The organism is Pseudomonas sp. PSE1(2024), assembly GCF_050990555.1.
In the GTDB taxonomy this organism is placed as follows: Bacteria; Pseudomonadota; Gammaproteobacteria; order Pseudomonadales; family Pseudomonadaceae; genus Aquipseudomonas; species Aquipseudomonas aphyarum.
In genome coordinates this window covers 2,090,363-2,112,990 of record NZ_CP158967.1, presented here as the reverse complement: position 1 = coordinate 2,112,990, position 22,628 = coordinate 2,090,363, and the positions used below count along the sequence as shown (strand labels likewise).

At 58.9% G+C, this 22,628-nt stretch carries 23 protein-coding genes; 18 read left to right on the top strand and 5 right to left on the bottom strand.

Translation table 11 applies throughout. The annotated features are described in order from the left end of the window. Positions 1-12 precede the first annotated feature (12 nt). Together ABTV87_RS09570 and ABTV87_RS09565 are read right to left on the bottom strand one after the other, a co-directional pair. Positions 13-372: a DUF6124 family protein gene (locus ABTV87_RS09570; RefSeq protein ID WP_433899330.1), complete on the bottom strand. Its 360-nt coding sequence runs from the start codon at positions 370-372 to the stop codon at positions 13-15. An 87-nt stretch (positions 373-459) separates the two neighbouring features. After that, on the bottom strand, positions 460-825 hold the full coding sequence (locus tag ABTV87_RS09565) for a DUF6124 family protein (protein WP_102717702.1): 366 nt from the start codon (positions 823-825) through the stop codon (positions 460-462). 622 nt (positions 826-1,447) lie between these two features. On the opposite strand from ABTV87_RS09565, the gene ABTV87_RS09560 reads away from it, so the two are divergent. Then, positions 1,448-4,045 (top strand): AAA family ATPase, encoded by a 2,598-nt coding sequence (locus ABTV87_RS09560; RefSeq protein ID WP_433899329.1) that lies wholly within the window; start codon positions 1,448-1,450, stop codon positions 4,043-4,045. Between the two features lie 696 nt (positions 4,046-4,741). Here the strand turns inward: ABTV87_RS09560 and ABTV87_RS09555 are convergent. Continuing rightward, entirely contained in the window at positions 4,742-5,422 is a 681-nt protein-coding gene (locus ABTV87_RS09555; RefSeq protein ID WP_221532993.1) for an alpha/beta family hydrolase, read from the bottom strand. A 95-nt stretch (positions 5,423-5,517) separates the two neighbouring features. On the opposite strand from ABTV87_RS09555, the gene ccoN (ABTV87_RS09550) reads away from it, so the two are divergent. The 10 genes from ccoN (ABTV87_RS09550) to ABTV87_RS09505 all read left to right on the top strand — a co-directional run bounded on the left by ccoN (ABTV87_RS09550) (position 5,518) and on the right by ABTV87_RS09505 (position 13,251). Beyond that, entirely contained in the window at positions 5,518-6,942 is a 1,425-nt protein-coding gene (gene ccoN / locus ABTV87_RS09550) for a cytochrome-c oxidase, cbb3-type subunit I (RefSeq protein WP_085609009.1), read from the top strand. A gap of 10 nt (positions 6,943-6,952) precedes the next feature. Further along, positions 6,953-7,561 carry a cytochrome-c oxidase, cbb3-type subunit II gene (gene ccoO, locus ABTV87_RS09545; protein ID WP_433899328.1) on the top strand — a complete coding sequence of 203 codons (609 nt, stop codon included), beginning with the start codon at positions 6,953-6,955 and terminating at the stop codon, positions 7,559-7,561. A 3-nt stretch (positions 7,562-7,564) separates the two neighbouring features. After that, the gene (locus tag ABTV87_RS09540) at positions 7,565-7,762 is read left to right on the top strand and encodes a cbb3-type cytochrome oxidase subunit 3 (RefSeq protein ID WP_102717705.1); all 198 of its coding nucleotides are present in this window, start codon (positions 7,565-7,567) and stop codon (positions 7,760-7,762) included. Then, entirely contained in the window at positions 7,759-8,712 is a 954-nt protein-coding gene (gene ccoP, locus ABTV87_RS09535; RefSeq protein WP_433899327.1) for a cytochrome-c oxidase, cbb3-type subunit III, read from the top strand. Before ABTV87_RS09540 ends, ccoP (ABTV87_RS09535) begins: the two co-directional genes overlap by 4 nt. Positions 8,713-9,193: 481 nt before the next feature. Next, complete coding sequence (gene ccoN, locus ABTV87_RS09530) at positions 9,194-10,636, top strand: cytochrome-c oxidase, cbb3-type subunit I (RefSeq protein WP_007960352.1); 1,443 nt, start codon at positions 9,194-9,196, stop codon at positions 10,634-10,636. Next, entirely contained in the window at positions 10,636-11,244 is a 609-nt protein-coding gene (gene ccoO, locus ABTV87_RS09525) for a cytochrome-c oxidase, cbb3-type subunit II (RefSeq protein ID WP_007905434.1), read from the top strand. Before ccoN (ABTV87_RS09530) ends, ccoO (ABTV87_RS09525) begins: the two co-directional genes overlap by 1 nt. 6 nt (positions 11,245-11,250) lie before the next feature. Further along, the gene (locus ABTV87_RS09520) at positions 11,251-11,436 is read left to right on the top strand and encodes a CcoQ/FixQ family Cbb3-type cytochrome c oxidase assembly chaperone (RefSeq protein ID WP_003175465.1); all 186 of its coding nucleotides are present in this window, start codon (positions 11,251-11,253) and stop codon (positions 11,434-11,436) included. Beyond that, the gene (gene ccoP / locus ABTV87_RS09515) at positions 11,433-12,416 is read left to right on the top strand and encodes a cytochrome-c oxidase, cbb3-type subunit III (protein ID WP_262157976.1); all 984 of its coding nucleotides are present in this window, start codon (positions 11,433-11,435) and stop codon (positions 12,414-12,416) included. The genes ABTV87_RS09520 and ccoP (ABTV87_RS09515) overlap by 4 nt, the downstream gene beginning before the upstream one ends. Before the next feature lie 172 nt (positions 12,417-12,588). Continuing rightward, positions 12,589-12,843: a type II toxin-antitoxin system Phd/YefM family antitoxin gene (locus tag ABTV87_RS09510; protein WP_039770179.1), complete on the top strand. Its 255-nt coding sequence runs from the start codon at positions 12,589-12,591 to the stop codon at positions 12,841-12,843. Beyond that, the gene (locus tag ABTV87_RS09505) at positions 12,844-13,251 is read left to right on the top strand and encodes a type II toxin-antitoxin system VapC family toxin (RefSeq protein ID WP_127797431.1); all 408 of its coding nucleotides are present in this window, start codon (positions 12,844-12,846) and stop codon (positions 13,249-13,251) included. Positions 13,252-13,327: 76 nt separating this feature from the next. Here the strand turns inward: ABTV87_RS09505 and ABTV87_RS09500 are convergent, their stop codons facing one another. Then, complete coding sequence (locus tag ABTV87_RS09500; RefSeq protein WP_221532992.1) at positions 13,328-14,332, bottom strand: metallophosphoesterase family protein; 1,005 nt, start codon at positions 14,330-14,332, stop codon at positions 13,328-13,330. A gap of 369 nt (positions 14,333-14,701) precedes the next feature. Here ABTV87_RS09500 and ABTV87_RS09495 point away from each other — a divergent pair, with 369 nt between their 5' ends. The 7 genes from ABTV87_RS09495 (at position 14,702) to hemN (ending at position 22,080) form a co-directional block, all read left to right on the top strand. After that, positions 14,702-14,890 (top strand): hypothetical protein, encoded by a 189-nt coding sequence (locus ABTV87_RS09495; RefSeq protein ID WP_433899326.1) that lies wholly within the window; start codon positions 14,702-14,704, stop codon positions 14,888-14,890. Between the two features lie 264 nt (positions 14,891-15,154). Further along, the gene (gene ccoG / locus ABTV87_RS09490) at positions 15,155-16,570 is read left to right on the top strand and encodes a cytochrome c oxidase accessory protein CcoG (RefSeq protein ID WP_007951662.1); all 1,416 of its coding nucleotides are present in this window, start codon (positions 15,155-15,157) and stop codon (positions 16,568-16,570) included. An 11-nt stretch (positions 16,571-16,581) separates the two neighbouring features. Next, entirely contained in the window at positions 16,582-17,121 is a 540-nt protein-coding gene (locus tag ABTV87_RS09485) for a FixH family protein (RefSeq protein WP_127797428.1), read from the top strand. Positions 17,122-17,253: 132 nt separating this feature from the next. Then, complete coding sequence (locus tag ABTV87_RS09480) at positions 17,254-19,704, top strand: heavy metal translocating P-type ATPase (protein WP_433899325.1); 2,451 nt, start codon at positions 17,254-17,256, stop codon at positions 19,702-19,704. Positions 19,705-19,726: 22 nt separating this feature from the next. Continuing rightward, complete coding sequence (gene ccoS, locus ABTV87_RS09475; RefSeq protein ID WP_007951659.1) at positions 19,727-19,939, top strand: cbb3-type cytochrome oxidase assembly protein CcoS; 213 nt, start codon at positions 19,727-19,729, stop codon at positions 19,937-19,939. Next, positions 19,932-20,615, top strand: coding sequence for a sulfite exporter TauE/SafE family protein (locus tag ABTV87_RS09470; RefSeq protein ID WP_039770036.1), 684 nt, complete (start codon positions 19,932-19,934; stop codon positions 20,613-20,615). The genes ccoS and ABTV87_RS09470 overlap by 8 nt, the downstream gene beginning before the upstream one ends. An 82-nt stretch (positions 20,616-20,697) precedes the next feature. Then, the gene (gene hemN / locus ABTV87_RS09465) at positions 20,698-22,080 is read left to right on the top strand and encodes an oxygen-independent coproporphyrinogen III oxidase (RefSeq protein ID WP_433899324.1); all 1,383 of its coding nucleotides are present in this window, start codon (positions 20,698-20,700) and stop codon (positions 22,078-22,080) included. Here the strand turns inward: hemN and ABTV87_RS09460 are convergent. Then, positions 22,077-22,559 (bottom strand): hypothetical protein, encoded by a 483-nt coding sequence (locus ABTV87_RS09460; RefSeq protein ID WP_433899323.1) that lies wholly within the window; start codon positions 22,557-22,559, stop codon positions 22,077-22,079. The genes hemN and ABTV87_RS09460 overlap by 4 nt on opposite strands. Positions 22,560-22,628: the final 69 nt, after the last annotated feature.

The following is a 22,628-nucleotide window of genomic DNA, read 5'->3' as shown; positions in this document are numbered from 1 at the left end:
TTGCCTTGCTACTTACGCCTTCGGCACGAGGTTATCCAGCGCCTGATTCACCGCCAACTCGCCCAACATCACCACTTGCGCAATGCCCAACAGGGTCTTGCGGTTCGGCCCTTCCAGCAGGCCGGCAAAGTCACCGAGCATGACCGTGGCTGACGCGAGGGATTCGCAGGCGTTGGCCAGCAAGGACTCCGTGTCGGTTTGCGGGTTGACCATGAACATGTCGTTTGGGGTGTAGGGCGTGGCCATGATCTGGGTTGCGGGTGTCAGGTAATAGTCGAGGGCGCGTTCGGCCGCGTCGTGGAGTTTTCTTGAATCGGGAAATTCGTACGGGGACACCGGATCTTCTAACGGTGGAATGACGGTCTTGGACATCAGCTGGAACTCCGGAAAGAGTCGCTTGAGAATTTTTATCGACGGCTGCCAGGCAGTGAGGGGACAAGCCCCTCACCGGGGCGACAACTACCGCGAGACGTGATGGTTATCCAGCACACGATTGACCAGCAGCTCACTCAGCATGATGACCTGCTGCAGAATCTGCATCGCCTTGCGCTGCGACGGATCGACGGTTTCGCCAATGTCCCGGGCCATGTCACTGGCCGACGACAGCGTTTCGCACGCTTCGACCAGCAGCGTTTCGTCATCCATGGTTGGGTTGACCAGATAGATCTTGCCCGGCTTGCGCGAGGGCTTGGACGTCTTCTGCGCCCCAGGATCGAGGTAATGATTGATCGCCCGCTCGGTTGCCGATTTTATGTTTTCGGCTTCGAGTGCGGCGTCGTAGGGGATTGAATCGGTTTCTGGTGGGTTGGGTGTGGCTTTGAACATAGACGTAACTCCAGTTTCGAATGTAAGGAGCCATCACCCTCGCTACCAAACGAAGGGTGGTGGCCATACGCGGGTTGGTAGACCGGTCGAAACGGGAAACCCGGCGCTCACAAAGGAGCCCCGCGCATGCCCACCATAAAATCTGAGCCCCAAAATAAGGGACTGCATATGGTGACGCCATACGACGGTTTCGAAGCGGGCTACCAAACCCGATCACTGTTTTTCAGTGACAAGGAAACGATATAGCCCTTTCCGAACCGCGTAAGCCGGCGGATTCTGGCGTACGCGTAGGCAACGACGCAAGGTGTTGTAGCCCTTATGGCGTAACGGTTCGTGTACTTTAAACGTGGTCGCTGGATTACGTTTATGTGCAAAAAACGGCCGGGCATTACCCTGTTCTTTTGATGTGTTCTGATAGACCGCTTTCGTCGGGTCGCCACCCGGAGCAATCTTGCCCCCGTGAACACATATTCAATAGGTTCCCGAAGCATCACTGCCATGTTCAGCCTTCTGCTGATGCATTTTAGCGACGTCGCATTTTGCAATCATTGAGATGGCCAAATAGTGGCAGAAAGCCGAGTCACGCCTACGCTCAGGGATTCAACTTTGAGATAAGCACTCCATGTCGACATTAGAGATTGAGCCGGTAGTAGCTGATGATTTCGAGACTTGGCTGAACGGGCGCCCTAAGTGGTTACAGACAGCCGCTCGAATGCTGATCGACTCGAAACGACAGCTTAATCAGGAAGAGATCAAGTCGTTAGCTAGGCTATGCAAGCTTGAAGCCGAGGACAAAGTTGATCCGGGGTTTCTCACCATAATTCCTGGAGCGCTGTCGCAGGCAGCCAACAGACCCATGCTTCGAATTGATGAGATCCTTGATGTGCATGGTTTGAATGCAATCAAGGCCGGCGCAAATCTTCCATTCGGCAAAAGCAATCTTGCGGTGATCTATGGGCAGAATGGAACCGGCAAGAGCGGATTTGCACGTTTGCTCAAACAGATCTGCGGATCACGATCCAAGGACGAGATACACGGCAATGTTTTCGATCCAACCCCTACGGCATGTCGTGCTCACTTCAAGGTTTCCATTGACGGAAAACCTGCAGATGTTCACTGGGATATTGCCAGTGGCCCGCACAAAGCTTTACGGCATGCACAGGTGTTCGATAGCAAGGCCGCCCAGCAATATATGGGTAGAACTGAGGCATGCTATGAGCCCAGCCGGATGAAGTTTGTATCGGCCCTAATTGCAACAGCGGACGCCGTTAACGCAGAGCTTGCCGCAGAAAAAGCTTTATTGAACAAAGCACTACCCGCCATCCCAGAGACCCTAAATCAAACTCCCGAAGCGAAATGGCTTCAAGGCCTGAAGGGTACGACTACGGCTGCCAGCATTGATAAGGAATGCTTGTACACCGACCAATTTGACCGAGAGCGTATAGAGAACGAGGCCTTGCTCGCAGAGAAGGATATCGCTGGTCGGCTTTTGCTCATCAATAAAGAAAAAACCGCACTGAAAAATATTGAAACAACGTTGACGACACTTCAGCAGGGATTGAACGATGCGACGGCAGCTGAGCTAGAGAATCTAAAAAATACAGCCGTCAAGGCGAGGAATACCAGCGAAGAGGCGGCGGCAGTCATTTTCGGTAAAGCCGAGCTTGAAGGCGTTGGCTCTGCGACTTGGCAGGAGATGTGGGAGTGCGCACGCGCATACTCCACTGGCACGGTCTACACAGAATCTCCGTTTCCCAATATCGCGACTGACTCACGTTGTGTGCTTTGCCATCAAAGCCTCGACGAGGATGCCAAAGCCCGCCTGTTAGGTTTTGAGAAGTTCGTTACTGACGGCCTTGAGACAGCCGCCAAGAAGGCTGAAAAGAGTTTTACTGATCACAAAAACCGGTTGCCAACTCTTCCAGGGCAAGCAGACTGGATCGTTAACATGTCCACCTTGGGCTTCGAAGAGAACGATGGAGTCACTTGGCTTGGTATGCTCAAAGCGAGGCGTGATCAAATTGTACTGGGGAGCCCTGTCAGCACCTTGCAGCCGTTCGACTGGTCGAGCATAAACGAAGCGGCAAAAACCAAGTCAGCAGACCTAATTGCCGAAGAAGTTAGCCTGTCGTCCCTAATGAAAGATGAGCATCGCCAGGCAATGCAGAGCCGAGTTCAATGCCTTCAAGCAAAGCAGTGGCTCTCACAGAACAAGACGTCGATCAACGCTGAAAAGTCCAGATTGATCGCAGTCGCAGCGATAGATAAAGCCTCTCGCTCTGCCGCTACCAACTCTCTGACCTCAAAGAAAAATGAATTGGCCAAAACTGAGCTGGATGCTGGCTACCAAACTCGATTCATCGAAGAATTGAAGCTCTTGGGAGGTCACCGCATTCCAATTGTTCCGCAGAGTAAATCGGGAGGCAAAGGGAAGATCACCTTCGGCCTGAACCTTGTAGGTGCGCATGGATCGCATGGCCTGGACTACATCTTGAGCGAAGGTGAAACCCGAATCGCCGCGCTGGCAGCTTTTCTTGCAGACACCACCGGCTCAAATCAACTGGCACCGTTCATTTTCGATGACCCTATTTCGTCGCTCGACCAAGACTTTGAAGAAAAGGTCGTCGAGCGCCTCGCGTCATTATCTTTGACTAGACAGGTGATCATTTTCACTCACAGGCTATCTCTCGTTGCCCAGGTCGAAGCTGTTACTAAGAAATGGGAACAGACTCCTGGGATGCCCTCTATAAAGCCAACGCTGACTTCTCTTCGGAGGATGGATAAGACGGCAGGTATCGTCGCCACGACTAGCGCTAGAGACTTGCGACCGGAAAGCGCTGTCCGGGGATTAATCGACAATACGATTACGCGTCTGAAAAAGCATGTGGAGAAGGCTGAGGTCGAGGCTTACGAGTCACTCGCCAAGAGTGCCTGCAGTGATTTCCGGATCATCGTTGAGAAGACGATTGAGTACATTTTATTGGCGGATGTGGTTGGTCGTTTCAGACGCGCAATTAATACACAAGGCAAGCTGCATAAGGTCGCCAAGGTCACAAGTGATGACTGTAATTTCATTGATGATCTGATGACTCGCTACTCAGTGTTTGAGCATGCTCAATCTGAGGAGATGCCAAGCAGCGCTCTTGAACTGGCTGTATTCGAAGCCGATGTAATAGCCTTGCAAAATTGGATGACTGAGTTTGGATCAAGAGCCAGTTAATGTGAGCAATTTAATCATGGTCAGAATCAAGCCAATCGCTCCGATTCTGGCCTGTTCTTGGAAAAGAGCATTCTCTAGGGAGCGTCTCTGAGCAGCAGTTACCCCAGAGACGGATGAACCCGGTCTTTACCCACCCTAGCCCTCTCCCCGAGGGCGAGGGGACTGACCGAGGTGCGTGGGCGAGGTACGCCGAGGTGGGATATTGAGTTGAACTCAGGTTTTGAACAGCACTTCAATCGGCCCCTAACCACTCAAAACGATGAGCGTTAGCTCGAGTATCGCTTTTGATCTTCGGGCGACGTCGGAAGGCTGAGTGGAGGGATTCGTCCGGGGGTGGGAGCGCAGCGACCGTTTGGCGAAGCCAAACACATCGAGAGGAGGTGCAGCGAAGCAAACCGTAGGCGATGCCCCCCGGATGAATCCCGGAACGAAGGAACCCCGAGCTTTAGCGAGCGGGCCGGACGTAGGAGCAAGCCTTTTTTTGCTTACTTTTTTGAGGCGTTTGTCAAAAAAGTGAGTCGCCGTAAGGGCGAAACCCTAGGTGGGCTTGACCGCAGAAACGGATATGCACACAGATCGAAAAGTGTGTCGTGTTCAAGATCTACCCCCTCACCCCAGCCCTCCCGAAACGTCGGACCGCCCCCAAGGGGGCGAGGGGGAAAGGGAGCCGATCTTCATGCGGTTCAAAAATCTCGATCAGTGCTTGAGAAACGCAGCCACTTTCTGCGCGGCGGCAGCCAAATGCTGCTCATGCGTAAACCCGGAAACCTTGAGCGGCTTCAAATCATGATCCCCCGCAGCCAGCCAAAACACCTCAATACTCGGCGATAGATCGTAAGCTTCGACAGCGTCCCGATTGCCAAGAGCATCGCGCTCGCCTTGCACAATCAACGTCCGAGTCTTTAGCCCAGCCAGATGCTCAACCCGTGGCTTCTCAGGCTTACCCACTGCATAAAACGGATAACCCAGACAAACCAGCGCATCCGCACCCAACTCGTCCGCCAAAAGACTGGCCATCCGCCCCCCCATCGACTTCCCGCCAACCGCCAAAACCCCAGCGACATGAAGTCGCACCAAGCCATAAACCTCACGCCAACATTCGAGCAACTTCGGCGCAGGATTCGGCGGTCGCTTAACCCCATCAACCCGCCGCTGCGCCATATAAGGAAACTCAAACCGCAACACATTCACCCCAAGCCCAGCAAGGCGCCCAGCCACATCCGTCATCCACTCACTGTCCATCGGCGCCCCCGCCCCATGCGCGAGAATGAGCGTCGCCGAAGCCTCACCACTGGCCGCATCCCAAAGCCACCCACGATCCCGCAGGCACTGCGCCCATTGATCCCCGTCAATACTGGCCTTGTGCTGTTTGTCCATGCTTGCCTCGCTTTTAGTCTGCCTATAACTCCAGGCGAAGGATTCGCGGCGTTTTCTGCGCGCGCTCACTTCGGCTGAACCGTGGATGGGGAACCATGAACACTTCTATCAGTACCGCCTACAACTACAAGGTGGTCCGCCAATTTGCCATTATGACGGTGGTGTGGGGCATCGTCGGCATGGGGCTCGGGGTTTTTCTCGCGGCTCAATTGGTCTGGCCCGAACTCAACTTCAACCTGCCGTGGACCAGCTTCGGACGCCTGCGCCCGCTGCACACCAACGCGGTGATCTTCGCGTTCGGCGGCTGTGCCTTGTTCGCCAGTTCGTTCTACTCGGTGCAGCGCACCTGCCAGACCCAACTGTTTGCGCCGAAAATCGCCGCCTTCTGCTTCTGGGGCTGGCAACTGGTGATCCTGCTGGCGGCCATCAGCCTGCCACTGGGTTACACCAGCTCCAAGGAATACGCCGAGCTGGAATGGCCGATCGACATCCTGATCACCATCGTCTGGGTCGCCTACGCCATCGTGTTCTTCGGCACGATCATGCAGCGCAAGACCAAGCACATTTATGTGGGCAACTGGTTCTTCGGCGGGTTCATCATCACCGTGGCGATTCTGCACATCGTCAACAACCTTGAATTGCCGGTGAGCTTCACCAAGTCCTACTCGGTGTACGCCGGTGCAACCGACGCGATGGTGCAATGGTGGTACGGCCACAACGCCGTAGGCTTTTTCCTCACCGCCGGTTTCCTCGGGATGATGTACTACTTCGTGCCGAAACAGGCCGAACGTCCGGTGTATTCGTATCGTCTGTCGATCGTGCACTTCTGGGCGCTGATCACCCTGTACATCTGGGCCGGTCCGCACCACTTGCACTACACCGCGCTGCCGGACTGGGCGCAGTCGCTGGGCATGGTGATGTCGCTGGTTCTGCTGGCGCCAAGTTGGGGCGGCATGATCAACGGCATGATGACCCTCTCGGGCGCCTGGCATAAGTTGCGCAGCGACCCGATTCTGCGCTTCCTGGTGGTGTCGCTGGCGTTCTACGGCATGTCGACCTTCGAAGGTCCGATGATGGCGATCAAGACGGTGAACGCCCTCTCCCACTACACCGACTGGACCATTGGCCACGTACACGCCGGCGCCCTCGGCTGGGTGGCGATGATTTCCATCGGCGCGCTGTATCACATGATCCCGAAAATCTTCGGCAAAGAGCAGATGCACAGCATCGGCCTGATCAACGCGCACTTCTGGCTCGCGACCATCGGCACCGTGCTCTACATCGCTTCGATGTGGGTCAACGGCATCGCCCAGGGCCTGATGTGGCGTGCGGTGAACGAGGACGGCACGCTGACCTACTCCTTCGTCGAAACCCTGGTGGCCAGCCACCCTGGCTTCGTCGTGCGGCTGATTGGCGGGGCGATCTTCCTCAGCGGCATGTTCCTGATGGCTTACAACACCTGGCGCACCGTGCGGGCCTCGCAGCCTGCTGACGTCGTTGCTGCCGCGCAGATGGCCTGAGGAGTCCGCCATGAAACACGAAACGATTGAAAAGAACGTCGGCCTGCTGATGCTGCTGATGGTGTTCGCCGTGAGCATCGGCGGCCTGACCCAGATCGTCCCGCTGTTCTTCCAGGACGTGACCAACAAACCGGTGGAAGGCATGAAGCCCTACACCGCGCTGCAACTGGAAGGCCGCGACATCTACATCCGCGAAGGCTGCGTCGGTTGCCATTCGCAGATGATCCGTCCGTTCCGCGCCGAAACCGAACGCTACGGGCACTACTCGGTGGCCGGCGAGAGCGTGTGGGATCACCCGTTCCTGTGGGGCTCCAAGCGTACCGGTCCGGACCTGGCCCGGGTTGGCGCGCGTTACTCGGATGACTGGCACCGTGCGCACTTGTACAACCCGCGCAACGTTGTACCGGAATCGAAAATGCCGGCCTACCCGTGGCTGGTTACCCAACCGGTCGACAGCAGCCACACCGAGACCAAGCTCAAGGTCATGCGCACCCTCGGCGTGCCGTACACCGACGACGACATCAGCGGCGCAGTGGCCAGCCTCAAGGACAAGACCGAAATGGACGCTCTCGTCTCCTACCTGCAAGTGCTTGGCACTGCGATCAAGAGCAAGAGGTGAACCATGGTCATTGAAATGAGCGCGGGGCTGATTCGCGGCCTCGGCACGGTCGTGGTGTTCGTAGCCTTCGTCGGCCTGACCCTGTGGGTGTTCAACCGCAAGCGCACGCCTGAATTCGCCGAAGCGCGCCTGCTGCCGTTTGCCGACGAGCCGCAACCCGACACTACCCAAGCTAATGAAACAAGGAGTACCCGGCCATGACCACCTTCTGGAGTACGTGGATCTGCGTACTGACCATCGGCAGCCTGATCGGCCTGACCTGGCTGCTGGTCGGCACCCGTCGGGGCGAAACCAAGGGCAGCGTCGACCAGACCATGGGCCACAGCTTCGACGGCATCGAGGAGTACGACAACCCGCTGCCGCAGTGGTGGTTCATGCTGTTCGCCGGCACGCTGGTGTTTTCCGTGGGCTATCTGATCCTTTACCCGGGCCTGGGCAACTGGAAAGGCATCCTGCCCGGCTACGAAGACGGCTGGACCGGCGTCCACGAATGGGAAAAGGAAATGAGCAAGGCTGACGCCAAGTTCGGGCCGATCTTCGCCAAATTCGCCGCGATGCCGGTGGAAGAAGTGGCGAAGGATCCGCAGGCGCTGAAAATGGGCGGCCGTCTGTTCGCCTCCAACTGCTCGGTGTGCCATGGCTCGGATGCCAAGGGCGCGTTCGGTTTCCCTAACCTCGCCGACAAGGACTGGCGTTGGGGCGGCAGCGCCGACACCATCAAGACCACCATCATGGGTGGCCGGATGGCGGCGATGCCGGCGTGGGGCGAAGCACTGGGCGAGGCCGGGGTGAAAAACGTCGCGGCTTATGTGCGTCACGAACTGGCCGGCCTGCCACTGGCGGCGGACAACAAGGCCGACCTGCAAGCCGGGCAGCAAGCGTTCAGCACCATGTGCGTGGCTTGTCACGGGGCAAACGGCCAGGGCACCGAAGCCATGGGCGCGCCGAACCTGACGCACCCGGCCGGTTTCATCTACGGCACCAGCCTGACCCAACTTGAGCAAACCATTCGCCATGGCCGTCAAGGCCACATGCCCGCTCAGAACGAGCTGCTGGGCAACGATAAAGTGCAATTGCTGGCCGCTTATGTGTACAGCCTGAGCAACGGATTGAATACAGAAAAACTGATTACTGAGGACAATAAAAAGTAATCATTGCGTACAAGACTGCCGCACGTTTCCAGTGCGGCAGTTTCCAGCCCCTTTGCGACGCATTGTCGCACCCCTTCACCCCCTCTCCTTTCGGTTACCCGGATTCGGGTCTACGCTTGCTCGATGCGGACTGGCCCGTGCCGGTTCCAGGTCGACCCCGAGCGAGGCGTTGAACGAATCGGCTGACTGACATGGCCGCAAAGGCCGGTAGATACCGGCTGTCGTGCCAATTACCGTCCGTCACCCGAACCGAGCGTTCGAACACACCCCGTTACATCCGACCGGGACCCCTCGCTTTTTTCGTCCGCTGCGACATTTTGCCCGAGGGCAATTTTGTCCTTACGCGGCGCATGGAAAGGCCGCAGAATCAGCGTTGGAAAGCATTGACCCAGGTCATGGCGCGTTGCATTGACCCCCTGCTTTCTACATACTTGCGGCCGATTTTAATCCTAATAAAACACCCAAACCGTGGAACCTTAGAATGAGCACAGCAATCAGTCCGACTGCTTATAACTATAAGGTAGTCCGCCAGTTCGCCATCATGACGGTGGTCTGGGGGATCCTTGGCATGGGGCTCGGTGTCTTCATCGCCTCTCAACTGGTCTGGCCGGAGTTGAATTTCGGTCTGCCGTGGACGAGCTTTGGACGCCTGCGCCCGTTGCACACAAACCTGGTGATTTTCGCCTTCGGTGGTTGTGCACTGTTTGCCACTTCCTACTATGTCGTGCAGCGAACCTGCCAGACGCGACTGATTTCCGACAGCCTCGCGGCCTTCACCTTCTGGGGATGGCAAGCGGTGATCGTCGGCGCGATCATTACCTTGCCGCTGGGTTACACCACCACCAAGGAATACGCGGAACTGGAATGGCCCCTCGCCATTCTGCTGGCCATTGTCTGGGTCACCTACGGTCTGGTGTTCTTCGGCACCATCACCAAGCGCAAGACCAAGCACATCTATGTCGGTAACTGGTTCTACGGTGCGTTCATCGTGGTGACCGCGATGCTGCACATCGTCAACCACATGTCGCTGCCGGTCAGCCTGTTCAAGTCCTACTCGGCTTACTCGGGCGCCACCGACGCGATGATCCAGTGGTGGTACGGCCACAACGCCGTGGGCTTCTTCCTGACCACCGGCTTCCTGGGGATGATGTACTACTTCGTGCCGAAACAGGCCGAACGTCCGATCTACTCGTATCGTCTGTCGATCGTGCACTTCTGGGCGCTGATCACCCTGTACATCTGGGCCGGTCCGCACCACCTGCACTACACCGCACTGCCTGACTGGGCACAATCGCTGGGCATGGCGATGTCGATCATTCTGCTGGCACCGAGCTGGGGCGGCATGATCAACGGCATGATGACCCTGTCGGGCGCCTGGCATAAGCTGCGCACCGACCCGATCCTGCGTTTCCTCGTGGTATCGCTGGCGTTCTACGGCATGTCGACCTTCGAAGGTCCGATGATGGCGATCAAGACCGTCAACTCGCTCTCGCACTACACCGACTGGACCATCGGCCACGTACACGCCGGCGCGCTCGGCTGGGTAGCGATGATCTCGATCGGCGCGATCTACCACATGATCCCGAAACTGTTCGGCCGTGCACAGATGCACAGCACCGGCCTGATCAACGCGCACTTCTGGCTCGCAACCATCGGTACCGTTCTGTACATCGCTTCGATGTGGGTCAACGGCATCACCCAGGGCCTGATGTGGCGTGCAATCAACGATGACGGCACCCTCACCTACTCGTTCGTCGAAGCGCTGCAGGCCAGCCACCCTGGTTTCATCGTCCGCGCCCTGGGCGGTGCGTTCTTCGCCAGCGGCATGCTGCTGATGGCTTACAACGTATGGCGCACCGTTCGCGCCTCGAACCCGGCTGAAGCCGAAGCCGCCGCCAAGATTGCCGTAGTTGGAGCTCACTGATGAAGCATGAAGCCGTCGAGAAGAACATTGGCCTGCTGGCTTTCTTCATGGTCATCGCCGTCAGCGTCGGTGGTCTGACCCAAATCGTTCCGCTGTTTTTCCAGGACGTCACCAACAAGCCGGTCGAAGGCATGAAGCCGCGCACCGCCCTTGAACTGGAAGGCCGCGACGTTTACATCGCCAACGGATGTGTCGGCTGCCACTCGCAGATGATCCGTCCGTTCCGTGCCGAAACAGAACGCTACGGCCACTACTCGGTCGCCGGTGAAAGCGTCTGGGATCACCCGTTCCTGTGGGGTTCCAAACGTACCGGTCCGGACCTGGCCCGCGTCGGTGGTCGTTACTCCGATGACTGGCAGCGTGCGCACTTGTACAACCCGCGCAACGTCGTCCCCGAGTCGAAAATGCCGGCCTACCCGTTCCTCGTAGAAAACAAGCTCGATGGCAAAGACACGGCCAAGAAAATGGAAGTGTTGCGCACGCTCGGCGTCCCTTACACCGATGAAGACATCGCCGGTGCGAAGGATGCCGTGAAGGGCAAAACCGAAATGGACGCGCTGGTGGCCTATCTGCAAGGCCTGGGCACCATCATCAAAAGCAAACGGTGATTCTTAATGGATATCGGGATGATTCGAGGCCTGGGCACCGTTGTCGTGATGGTTGCCTTCATCGGCCTGGCGTTGTGGGTGTTCAGCCCCAAGCGCAAGTCGGAGTTTGAAGACGCGACCTTGCTGCCCTTCGCGGATGATCCCGAAGCCATCAAGCACGTCGAGCAAGCTTCTAGGAGTAACAAAGAATGACTACATTCTGGAGTCTGTACGTCACAGTCCTCAGTCTCGGTACGATCTTTTCCCTGACCTGGCTGTTGTTGTCGACCCGCAAGGGCCAGCGCACCGAGCAGACCGACGAGACGGTCGGCCACTCCTTCGACGGGATCGAGGAGTACGACAACCCGCTGCCGAAATGGTGGTTCATGCTGTTCGTGGGCACCATCGTGTTCGCTCTGGGTTATCTGGTGCTGTACCCGGGCCTGGGCAACTGGAAAGGCCTGCTGCCGGGCTACAACTACCTCGATACCGAGAAGCAGACCGCGTTCGCCAACGGCCAGACCGGCTGGACCGGCGTTCACGAGTGGGAAAAGGAAATGGCCCGTTCGGACGCCAAGTTCGGTCCGATCTTCGCCAAGTTCGCTGCCATGCCGATCGAAGAAGTCGCGAAGGATCCGCAAGCGCTGAAGATGGGTGGCCGCCTGTTCGCCTCCAACTGCTCGGTCTGCCACGGTTCCGACGCCAAGGGCGCTTATGGTTTCCCTAACCTGACCGACGCCGACTGGCGCTGGGGCGGCGAGCCGGAAACCATCAAGACCACCATCATGGGCGGTCGTCACGCCGTGATGCCGGCCTGGGCTGAAGTGATCGGCGAGCAAGGCGTGGCCGACGTGGCCGCGTTCGTGGTGAGCAATCTGGATGGCCGCAAGCTGCCGGAAGGCACCAAGGCTGATCCGGCCAACGGCCAGAAACTGTTCGCCGCCAACTGCGTGGCGTGCCACGGCCCGGCGGGCAAAGGTACGCCAGCGATGGGCGCACCTGACCTGACCCACCCGGCCGCGTTCATCTACGGTTCGAGCTTCGCCCAACTGCAGCAGACCATCCGTTACGGCCGTCAGGGCCAGATGCCTGCCCAGGAACAACTGCAAGGCAACGACAAGGTTCACCTGCTGGCGGCGTACGTTTACAGCCTGTCCCACGGTGAAAAACCAGCGGAAGCCGAGGCCCAGTAAGGCCAACGCTTGAAGCAAAAAAACGGCCCCGCCAATGAGAATTGGCGGGGCCGTTTTGTTTCTGCCCTTTGAATGGCCGACCAGCGGTCAGGCTCGTCAGGCCTTCCCGGTTGTGGGTCGCCGGACGCAGTAGTAACGTTGCTACATATCTTCTTCAGGAGAGGTCGCAATGATGGCCATCACCACCATTTCCAGCCGCGAATTCAATCAGGACACAAGCAGTGCCAAAAAAGCCGCGCGCAATGGGCCGGTGATCATCACGGATCGTGGCAAGCCCGCCCACGTACTGCTAAGCATTGAGGAGTACGAAAAACTCACCGGCCTCAACGCGAGCATCGTCGATCTGCTGGTCATGCCTGAAGCGGCAGACATCGAGTTCGAAACCGAGCGTGCCGTGATCACTCACCGCCCTGTGGATCTGTCCTGAATGTATTTGCTCGACACCAATGTAATTTCCGAATTGCGCAAACCCCAGGCCGACAAGAACGTTGTCGCCTGGGCCAAAACGATCATTGCCCCTCGCATGTTTATCTCGGCCATTACCTTGAAGGAACTGGAGACCGGCGTCCTACGCATGGAGCGCCGTGATCCGGCTCAGGGAAAGATTCTGCGCACCTGGCTCAAGCGCCACGTGATGCCGGCCTTCGATGCGCGAATCCTGCCGGTCGATGCCGCTGTCGCCCTACGCTGCGCGCGCATTCATGTGCCGGATCAGGCGAATGAAAGCGATGCCCTGATCGCGGCAACGGCGCTGGTTCATGGGTTGACAGTGGTCACTCGCAACACCGGTGACTTTGCATCCAGCGGCGTTGACGTCATCAATCCATGGGACTGAGGCATTCGCCTTACCGAATAAAAGCCATGCCCGAAAATGAAACGGCCCCGCCAATGAGAATTGGCGGGGCCGTTGCTTATGGGCGACTGGCCCAGAGGGATTTCACCAGAACCGTGTGCACGAAATGCGGCTTTTGCCAATCATTGTTCTCGACCAGGTTGACATGCAGTAGCTTGCGATCATCCGAAAAGCTAGCTGTCAGGTACGTCTGCTGGGACGTTGCGCCGCTGAGAAACATCGGCACCTTGCCCATCCAGCGCCTGCCACCACCTTGCGTATGGTAATGACCGGCAAAGATGGCGGTGACCTCATACTTCTCGATCATGTCCTGAAAGCGCTGTTGCTGTTGCCAGTCCCCCTGCCAGTCATCCCACTTGTGCATGTTGATGATGATGGCGTAACCCGATACCCGCGCAAGCCTTAAATCCGTTTCAAGCCAGTCCAGAGCGCTGGTGATATTGAAAGTTGTCGGATTCAACGCATGAGCAATCTTCGTAGTGTAGGTGGGCTCATTATTGAGTTGTACCAAATGAACGTCTCCGACATTTTTCGAGTACGCGAGACTGCCCGAATAACGAATATCCAGAAAAGCCCCAGTGACCTCGAGGTCAAAGTTATCCACCTTCCCCTTATGATGTTCGTTGAACTCGACAATGCTACCCGCCGCACAACTATTACTGAAACAGTCATCCACATTATTTTCGTAATCATGATTACCCAAGCCGTACAGGTAATCACCCTTGAAGTATTTTTCCAGGGCCGATTTCATATAGGACCGCTGCCAGCCATGGCCAAAAGCAGTAATGTCACCGTTGATCATCAACGGGATTGCCGCCTGCCCTCCATGGGCGTTTCGAAACGCAGCGATACTGCCCAACTGGCTGTCCACCAGCCACTTGGCACGTTTTTCGAAGTCCGCATCGGATTCCGGCTCTCTACTGTCGGTCTTGTCAGTCCAGGGATATTGCGTGTCGGACGCGAACACCATATGCCGTGGAGCGCCCTCAACGGCATGAGCCAAAGTAACAGAAGAGAATAAACAGACACCCAGCAGAAATTTTACAACTCCATTAAAAGCCATAGCCTCGAAACTCCATTTAACTTGAATAATAACTAGCGACCGAATATCGCCAGACGCAAACATATTCCATCAAATAGTGCTTTTCAAAGCAGATCACGCAGGCAATTAAATAAACTTATTTCAAACACAACAACAGAAACCAGAATTTCTTTACTTCAACGAGACCTGTCTAATCTTGACGACTGGAAACCGAACAAGAAAGAACCGGTTTTCGGCCACGCAGATCAATCTGTGGGACTAAAAGAACCACATCGCAGCTTCACATCTCGCAACTGAAATTCGATGGGCACATTGGCTGGCAAGCGATAACGTTCTGCTGCAGCCGATGTGCTGCCTACCCCACGACTCATCTTGCAAGGAAGCTAAACGATGAACGAACAACATCAGAATCAGGATACTGATCAGCCGACTCAAACGGGTGAACAGACGCCACAAAATGATGCGGCCAACGGCGACAGCCCGAGACGACAAACACGATCCATCGTTAGCGAGGCCGCTGCCGACAAAAAGCGCAGCACCGGCGGGATCGACAGCCTTGGCGGGGGCCGATTGCCCTGACCGACTGGTGAAAGCGGCGGCAATGCCTGCACTTCCACTGCATCGCCGTCGCGCTGCCAGCAGCACCTATCGTCTATAGTCAATTGATCTGCATCATGCTTTGTTACATTCGCTACACCATTCATGATTTTTCCCCAACGCGACCAAAGGTCGCACCCGTTCGTCGACATGACAGGCGTATCATTGCGCCACCGCAACACCCCTTTTTGACCCCGGCCGGCACGTATCGACCGAGGCATTTTTCCACTGCCGTGGGATGCAATGATGAGCAACCAGATTCCGGTACACGACGTCACGCCACCCAGCAAGAACGCGAACAACAGCGTCGACCTTTACGCCTCTCGAGAAAAAATCTACACCCGAGCTTTCACCGGCCTGTTCCGCAATCTGCGGATGATGGGCGGCGCGGCTCTGTTCCTGCTGTATTTCGGTACGGTGTGGCTGAACTGGGGCGGCCATCAGGCGGTGTGGTGGAACTTGCCGGAGCGCAAGTTCTTCATTTTCGGCGCCACGTTCTGGCCGCAGGATTTCATTCTGCTCTCGGGCCTTTTGATCATTGCCGCGTTCGGCCTGTTCTTCATCACCGTGTATGCAGGTCGGGTCTGGTGCGGGTACACCTGCCCGCAAAGCGTGTGGACATGGATTTTCATGTGGTGCGAAAAGGTCACCGAAGGCGACCGCAATCAGCGCATCAAGCTCGACAAGGCGCCGATGAGCGCCAACAAGTTCCTGCGCAAATTCGCCAAGCACGCGCTGTGGCTGCTGATCGGTTTCGTCACCGGCATGACCTTCGTCGGCTACTTCTCGCCAATCCGCGAACTGGTGTTCGAATTCTTCACCGGGCAGGCCGATGGCTGGTCGTATTTCTGGGTCGGTTTCTTCACCCTCGCCACCTACGGCAACGCCGGCTGGCTGCGTGAGCAGGTGTGCATCTACATGTGTCCGTATGCGCGCTTCCAGAGCGTGATGTTCGACAAGGACACGCTGATCGTTTCCTACGACCCGCGTCGCGGTGAAAGCCGTGGCCCGCGCAAGAAAGGCGTCGACTACAAGGCTCAGGGCCTGGGCGACTGCATCGATTGCACCATGTGCGTTCAGGTCTGCCCGACCGGCATCGACATCCGCGACGGCCTGCAGATCGAGTGCATCGGCTGCGCCGCGTGCATCGACGCCTGCGACAGCATCATGGACAAGATGGATTACCCGCGCGGGCTGATCAGCTACACCACCGAACACAACTTGTCCGGGCAGAAAACCCATAAACTGCGGCCACGCCTGATCGGCTATGCCGTGGTGCTGCTGGCGATGATCAGTCTGTTGGTGACGGCATTCTTCATGCGTTCACTGGTAGGTTTCGACGTCAGCAAGGACCGCGTGCTGTACCGCGAAAACGCTGAAGGCCGGATCGAAAACGTCTACAGCCTGAAAATCATGAACAAGGATCAGCGCGACCACACCTACGTGCTGGAAGCCGCCGGTTTGCCTGACCTGCGCCTGCAAGGCAAACGCGAGATCAAGGTGCCGGCCGGGGAAATCTTCAGCATGCCGGTCGAGCTGTCGAGCGCGCCTGAGCAATTGCCATCGAGCACCAACGAGGTGAAATTCATCCTCAAGGATGCCGATGACGACAGCGTCCACGTAGAAGCCAAGAGCCGGTTCATCGGCCCACAAAATCGTTGAGAGAACTGAACATGCCCGCAGCAAACGCCGCAAGTCCCTGGTACAAGCACCTTTGGCCATGGATCATCATCGGGATTCTGGCCTGTTCGGTGACCCTGACGTTGTCCATGGTGACCATCGCGGTGAACAACCCGGACAACCTGGTCAACGACAACTACTACGAGGCCGGCAAAGGCATCAACCGTTCGCTGGATCGTGAGCTGCTGGCGCAGACCCTGAAGATGCGCGCTGCCGTGCATCTGGATGACGTCACCGGCGAAGTCGACCTGCGCCTGAGCGGCGACAGCCAGCCGAAAACCCTGGAACTGAACCTGATCTCGCCGACCCAGCCGGAGAAGGATCGCAAGATCGTCCTCGCTCGCAGCGAGACTGAAGCGGGCCGCTACATCGGCCAGTTGAGCGACAAGATCGAAGGCCGGCGTTTTGTTGAGTTGCTGGGCACTCAGGACGATCACGTGTGGCGGATGTTCGAGGAAGAGCTGGTCAGCCATGACAAGGATTTGTTGCTGGGTGATGAGCCGCTGCAAGGCGCCGAAGACCTGAAAAAATAAGCCTTACACTGATCGTTCCCACGCTCTGCGTGGGCACGCAGCCAGGGACGCTCGGCGTCCCAGCCGAAGCGGACGCGGAGCGTCCAGGGAGGCATTCCACGCGGAGCGTGGGAACGATCATCGGAACGCCTCATGACCATTCCAATCCCCTGCTACCACTGCGCCCTGCCCGTCCCGTCCGGCAGTCGCTTCACCGCCGTCGTGCTCGGGGAATCCCGCGAGTTCTGCTGCCCCGGCTGTCAGGCGGTGGCCGAAGCCATCGTCGCCGGCGGGCTGGAAAGCTATTACCAGCATCGCAGCGAAGCCTCGGCCAACCCCGAAGCGCTGCCAGTGCAATTGGTCGATGAGCTTGAGCTGTACGACCGCGCCGACGTGCAGCAACCTTTCGTGCGCCACGAAGGCGAACTGGCCGAAACCACGCTGTTGATGGAAGGCATCAGTTGCGCCGCCTGCGGCTGGTTGATCGAGAAACACCTGCGCACCCTGCCCGCCGTGGCCGAGGCGCGGCTGAACCTGTCCAACCATCGCCTGCATGTGCGCTGGGCTGACACTCAGTTGCCGCTGAGCCAGATCCTCGGCGAACTGCGCCACATCGGCTACGCCGCGCACCCGTATCAGGCCGACCGCGCCAGCGAACAACTGGCCAGCGAAAACCGCCTCGCCCTGCGCCAACTCGGGGTCGCCGGGCTCCTGTGGTTCCAGGCGATGATGGCGACGATGGCCACCTGGCCGGAATTCAACATCGACCTCAGCCCGGAGCTGCACACGATCCTGCGCTGGGTCGCGCTGTTCCTCACCACGCCGATCGTGTTCTACAGCTGCGCGCCGTTTTTCAAAGGGGCCATGCGCGACCTGCGCACCCGTCACCTGACCATGGACGTCTCGGTATCACTGGCGATCGGCGCGGCTTATGTCGCCGGGATCTGGACCTCGATCACCGGGGTCGGCGAGCTGTATTTCGACGCGGTCGGCATGTTCGCGCTGTTCCTGCTCGCCGGGCGCTACCTCGAACGCCGTGCCCGCGAACGCACCGCCGCTGCCACCGCACAACTGGTCAATCTGTTGCCCGCCTCGTGCCTGCGCCTCGACGACGCCGGCCAGAGCGAACGCATCCTGCTCAGCGAACTGCGCCTCGGTGATCGCGTGCTGGTGCAACCGGGTTCGGTGCTGCCGGCGGACGGCAAGATTCTCGATGGCCAGTCGAGCATCGATGAGTCGGTACTGACCGGCGAATACCTGCCGCAGCCACGCGCCAAGGGCGACGCCGTCACCGCCGGCACGCTGAACGTGGAAGGCGCGCTGACCGTCGAGGTGCAGGCGCTCGGCCAGGACACGCGACTCTCAGCCATCGTCCGCCTGCTGGATCGCGCCCAGGCAGAAAAACCACGACTGGCGGAAATCGCCGACCGCGCCGCGCAATGGTTTTTGTTGCTGTCGCTGATCGCGGCGGCCGCAATCGGTCTGCTGTGGTGGGAACTGGATTCGTCGCGAGCGTTCTGGATCGTCCTCGCCATGCTGGTCGCAACTTGCCCGTGCGCGCTGTCGCTGGCGACGCCGACCGCGCTGACCGCCGCCACCGGCACCCTGCACAAACTCGGCCTGCTGCTGACCCGCGGCCACGTGCTGGAAGGCCTGAACCAGATCGACACGGTGATCTTCGACAAGACCGGCACCCTCACCGAAGGCCGGTTGGTGCTGCGTTCGATCCGACCGCTCGGCGCCCTCGACAGCGATCAGTGCCTGAGCCTCGCCGCCGCCCTGGAAAACCGTTCCGAACACCCGATCGCCCGCGCCTTCGGTCGCGCGCCGCTGGCTGCCGAAGACGTCCACAGCACGCCGGGGCTGGGGCTGGAAGGTTTGGTTGGCGAACAGCGCTTGCGCATCGGTCAGGCGGATTTTGTCTGTGATCTCGGCGGCGCGCCGGTGCCTTCGATGCCGAAGGAGCCGGGGCAATGGCTGCTGCTCGGTGACAATCAGGGACCGCTGGCCTGGTTCGCCCTCGACGACCGTTTGCGCGACGACGCCCCGGCCCTGCTCGCTGCGTGCAAGGCACGCGGCTGGCGCACGCTGCTGCTGTCGGGCGACAGTTCGCCGATGGTCGCCAGCGTCGCTGCCGAACTGGGCATCGACGAGGCCCGGGGCGGTCTGCGTCCGGACGACAAGCTGCAAGTGCTGCAACAACTGCACAAGGACGGCCGCAAGGTGTTGATGCTTGGCGACGGGGTAAACGACGTGCCAGTGCTGGCCGCTGCGGACATCAGCGTGGCCATGGGCTCGGCCACTGATCTGGCGAAAACCAGTGCCGACGCGGTGCTGCTGTCCAACCGACTCGACGCCTTGGTACAAGCCTTCACGCTGGCCCGCCGCACCCGCCGGGTGATCATCGAGAACCTGTTGTGGGCCGCGCTGTACAATGGCCTCATGTTGCCGTTCGCCGCCCTCGGCTGGATCACTCCGGTGTGGGCCGCCGTCGGCATGTCGATCAGTTCGCTGACCGTGGTGCTCAACGCCCTGCGCCTGACTCGCCTGCCGAGCGCGCCGGCCGTCAACCCCACGTCAGAAACCCGCCCGCTGCCGGCCTGAGCCGCGCGGGCATGGAGTACAGATGCCAGCTCTCTACGTGATGATTCCGGCCGCGCTGCTGATCGTGGCCATCGCCGTCTACATCTTCTTCTGGGCGGTGGACAGCGGCCAGTACGACGACCTCGACGGCCCGGCCCACAGCATCCTGTTCGACGACCAGGACCCGAACCACACCGCTGCGGTAGACGAAGCCAACCCCGCCAAACCGGACGACAAGGCGCCACCCCATGCTTGAACTGGCGCCACTGCTGGTGTCTGCGTTGATTCTTGGCCTGCTCGGCGGCGGGCATTGCCTGGGCATGTGCGGCGGCTTGATGGGCGCGCTGACCCTGGCGATTCCCAAGGAACAACGCAGCCGACGCTTTCGATTGTTGCTGGCCTATAACCTCGGGCGGATTCTCAGCTATGCCACGGCCGGATTGCTGATCGGGCTGGCGGGATGGGCGGTGGCCAACAGTCCTGCTGCGCTGTTCATGCGCGTGCTCGCCGGGTTGCTGCTGATCGCCATGGGCCTGTATCTGGCGGGCTGGTGGAGCGGCCTGACCCGCATCGAAAGCCTCGGTCGCGGACTGTGGCGTTACATCCAGCCAGTCGCCAATCGCCTGCTGCCGGTTTCGAGCCTGCCCCGGGCTTTGCTGCTCGGCGCGCTGTGGGGATGGCTGCCGTGCGGGCTGGTTTACAGCACGTTGTTGTGGTCGGCCAGTCAGGGCAATGCACTGGACAGCGCGTTGCTGATGCTCGCCTTCGGGCTCGGTACCTGGCCGGTGTTGCTGGCAACCGGCCTCGCGGCCGAACGAGTGACCGCGCTGTTGCGCAAACGCAGCGTGCGCATGGCCGGCGGTCTGCTGGTGATCCTGTTCGGCATCTGGACCCTGCCGGGGCCGCACCAGCACTGGCTGATGGGCCACTGATCCCGTTGATGCAAATCAAGATGCCTTTTTGTGCCCTCCCCTAGACTCGGCACACTGCCAGCCTATCCGGGGGAATGCCCGCATGCTCGACGCCATTCGTTGGGACACCGATTTGATCCGCCGCTACGACCTGGCGGGGCCGCGCTACACCTCGTACCCGACGGCCGTGCAATTTCACAGTCAGGTCGGCACCTTCGACCTGTTTCACGCCCTGCGCGACAGCCGCAAGGCTCTGCGCCCGTTGTCGCTGTACGTGCACGTGCCGTTCTGCGCGAACATCTGCTACTACTGCGCCTGCAACAAGGTCATCACCAAGGATCGCGGCCGCGCGTTGCCGTATCTGCAACGGCTCGAGCAGGAAATCCAGCTGATCGCCTGCCACCTCGACCCGGCGCAGAAAGTCGAGCAACTGCACTTCGGCGGCGGCACGCCGACCTTTCTTAGCCACGATGAACTGCGCCAGTTGATGGCGCACCTGCGCAAGCATTTCAATCTGCTGGACGATGACTCCGGCGATTACGGCATCGAGATCGACCCGCGCGAAGCCGACTGGTCGACCATGGGCCTGCTGCGCGAATTGGGCTTCAACCGAGTCAGCATCGGCCTGCAGGATCTCGATCCGGCGGTACAACGGGCGGTCAATCGCCTGCAAAGCCTGGAAGAAACCCGTGCGGTGATCGACGCGGCACGCACCCTGCAATTTCGCTCGATCAACATCGACCTGATCTACGGCCTGCCCAAGCAGACTCCGGACAACTTCGCCCGCACCGTCGAGGAAGTTATCAGCCTGCAACCGGACCGGCTGTCGGTGTTCAACTACGCGCACCTGCCGGAACGCTTCATGCCGCAGCGGCGGATCAACGGCAACGAACTGCCGAGCCCGGCGCAGAAGCTGGAAATGCTGCAACGCACCATCGAACAACTGACCGCCGCCGGCTACCGCTACATCGGCATGGACCATTTCGCCCTGCCCGACGATGAACTGGCGATTGCTCAGGAAGAGTCGACCCTGCAACGCAATTTCCAGGGCTACACCACCCACGGTCATTGCGACCTGATCGGGCTGGGCGTGTCGGCGATCAGCCAGATCGGTGATCTGTACTGCCAGAACAGCAGCGACCTCAATCACTACCAGAACACCCTCGCCGGCGCGCAACTGGCAACCAGCCGTGGACTGGTGTGCAACGCCGACGACCGCTTGCGCCGTGCGGTGATCCAGCAACTGATCTGCAATTTCAGCCTGGATTTCGCCGAGATCGAGCGCAGCTTCAACATCGATTTTCAGGGTTACTTCAGCGCGCTCTGGCCACAATTGCAGGGCATGGCGCAGGACGGGCTGATCGAACTGGATCGCGAGCGCATCACCGTGCTCCCGGCCGGACGCCTGCTGGTGCGTTCGGTGTGCATGGTGTTCGACGCGTATCTGGAACAGCAGAACCGCCAGCGTTTTTCGCGGGTGATTTAGCTCTTCATCAGCAGCGAGTTGGTGTTCAGATTCTGGTCAGCGGTCAGGCTCGATTGGTCGATGACCTTGGCCAGAGACAGGTTGGCGGTGATCAGACCGTTGTTGAGGGCGGAGATGGCGCCTTTGAGGGCAGCGATCTTGGCGAATCGCTCTTCGTTGGTAAGGGTCTTGTTGGCCATCAGTGCGTTGATCTGGGCGTTCTTCTCGGCAATCTGCTGGCGAAACTTGCGAATCATCTTCAGCAATTGCTGGACGTTTTCAGGCAGCCCGCTTTCTTCGATATCGCGGTTTTTTCCGCCGGAGCCGGCGGATTTTGCAATGGCGGCACCGGACAGCGACACTTTGACGCCCTCGACCAAGGTCGGGCTTCCCAACGATGCCGCGTCTGTGCCGGACTCATCGTCAACGGAGGTTTCAGCACTTTCCAGCAACGACGCAACGCCACTGTTACCGGGGGTCAGCGTACCTATAGCAGTCATCGAAGCGGTTCCTTGCATGCCGTCAGATACCTGTTTATCGGCCGTCATCCCTGCGGCTTTATGCCGTGG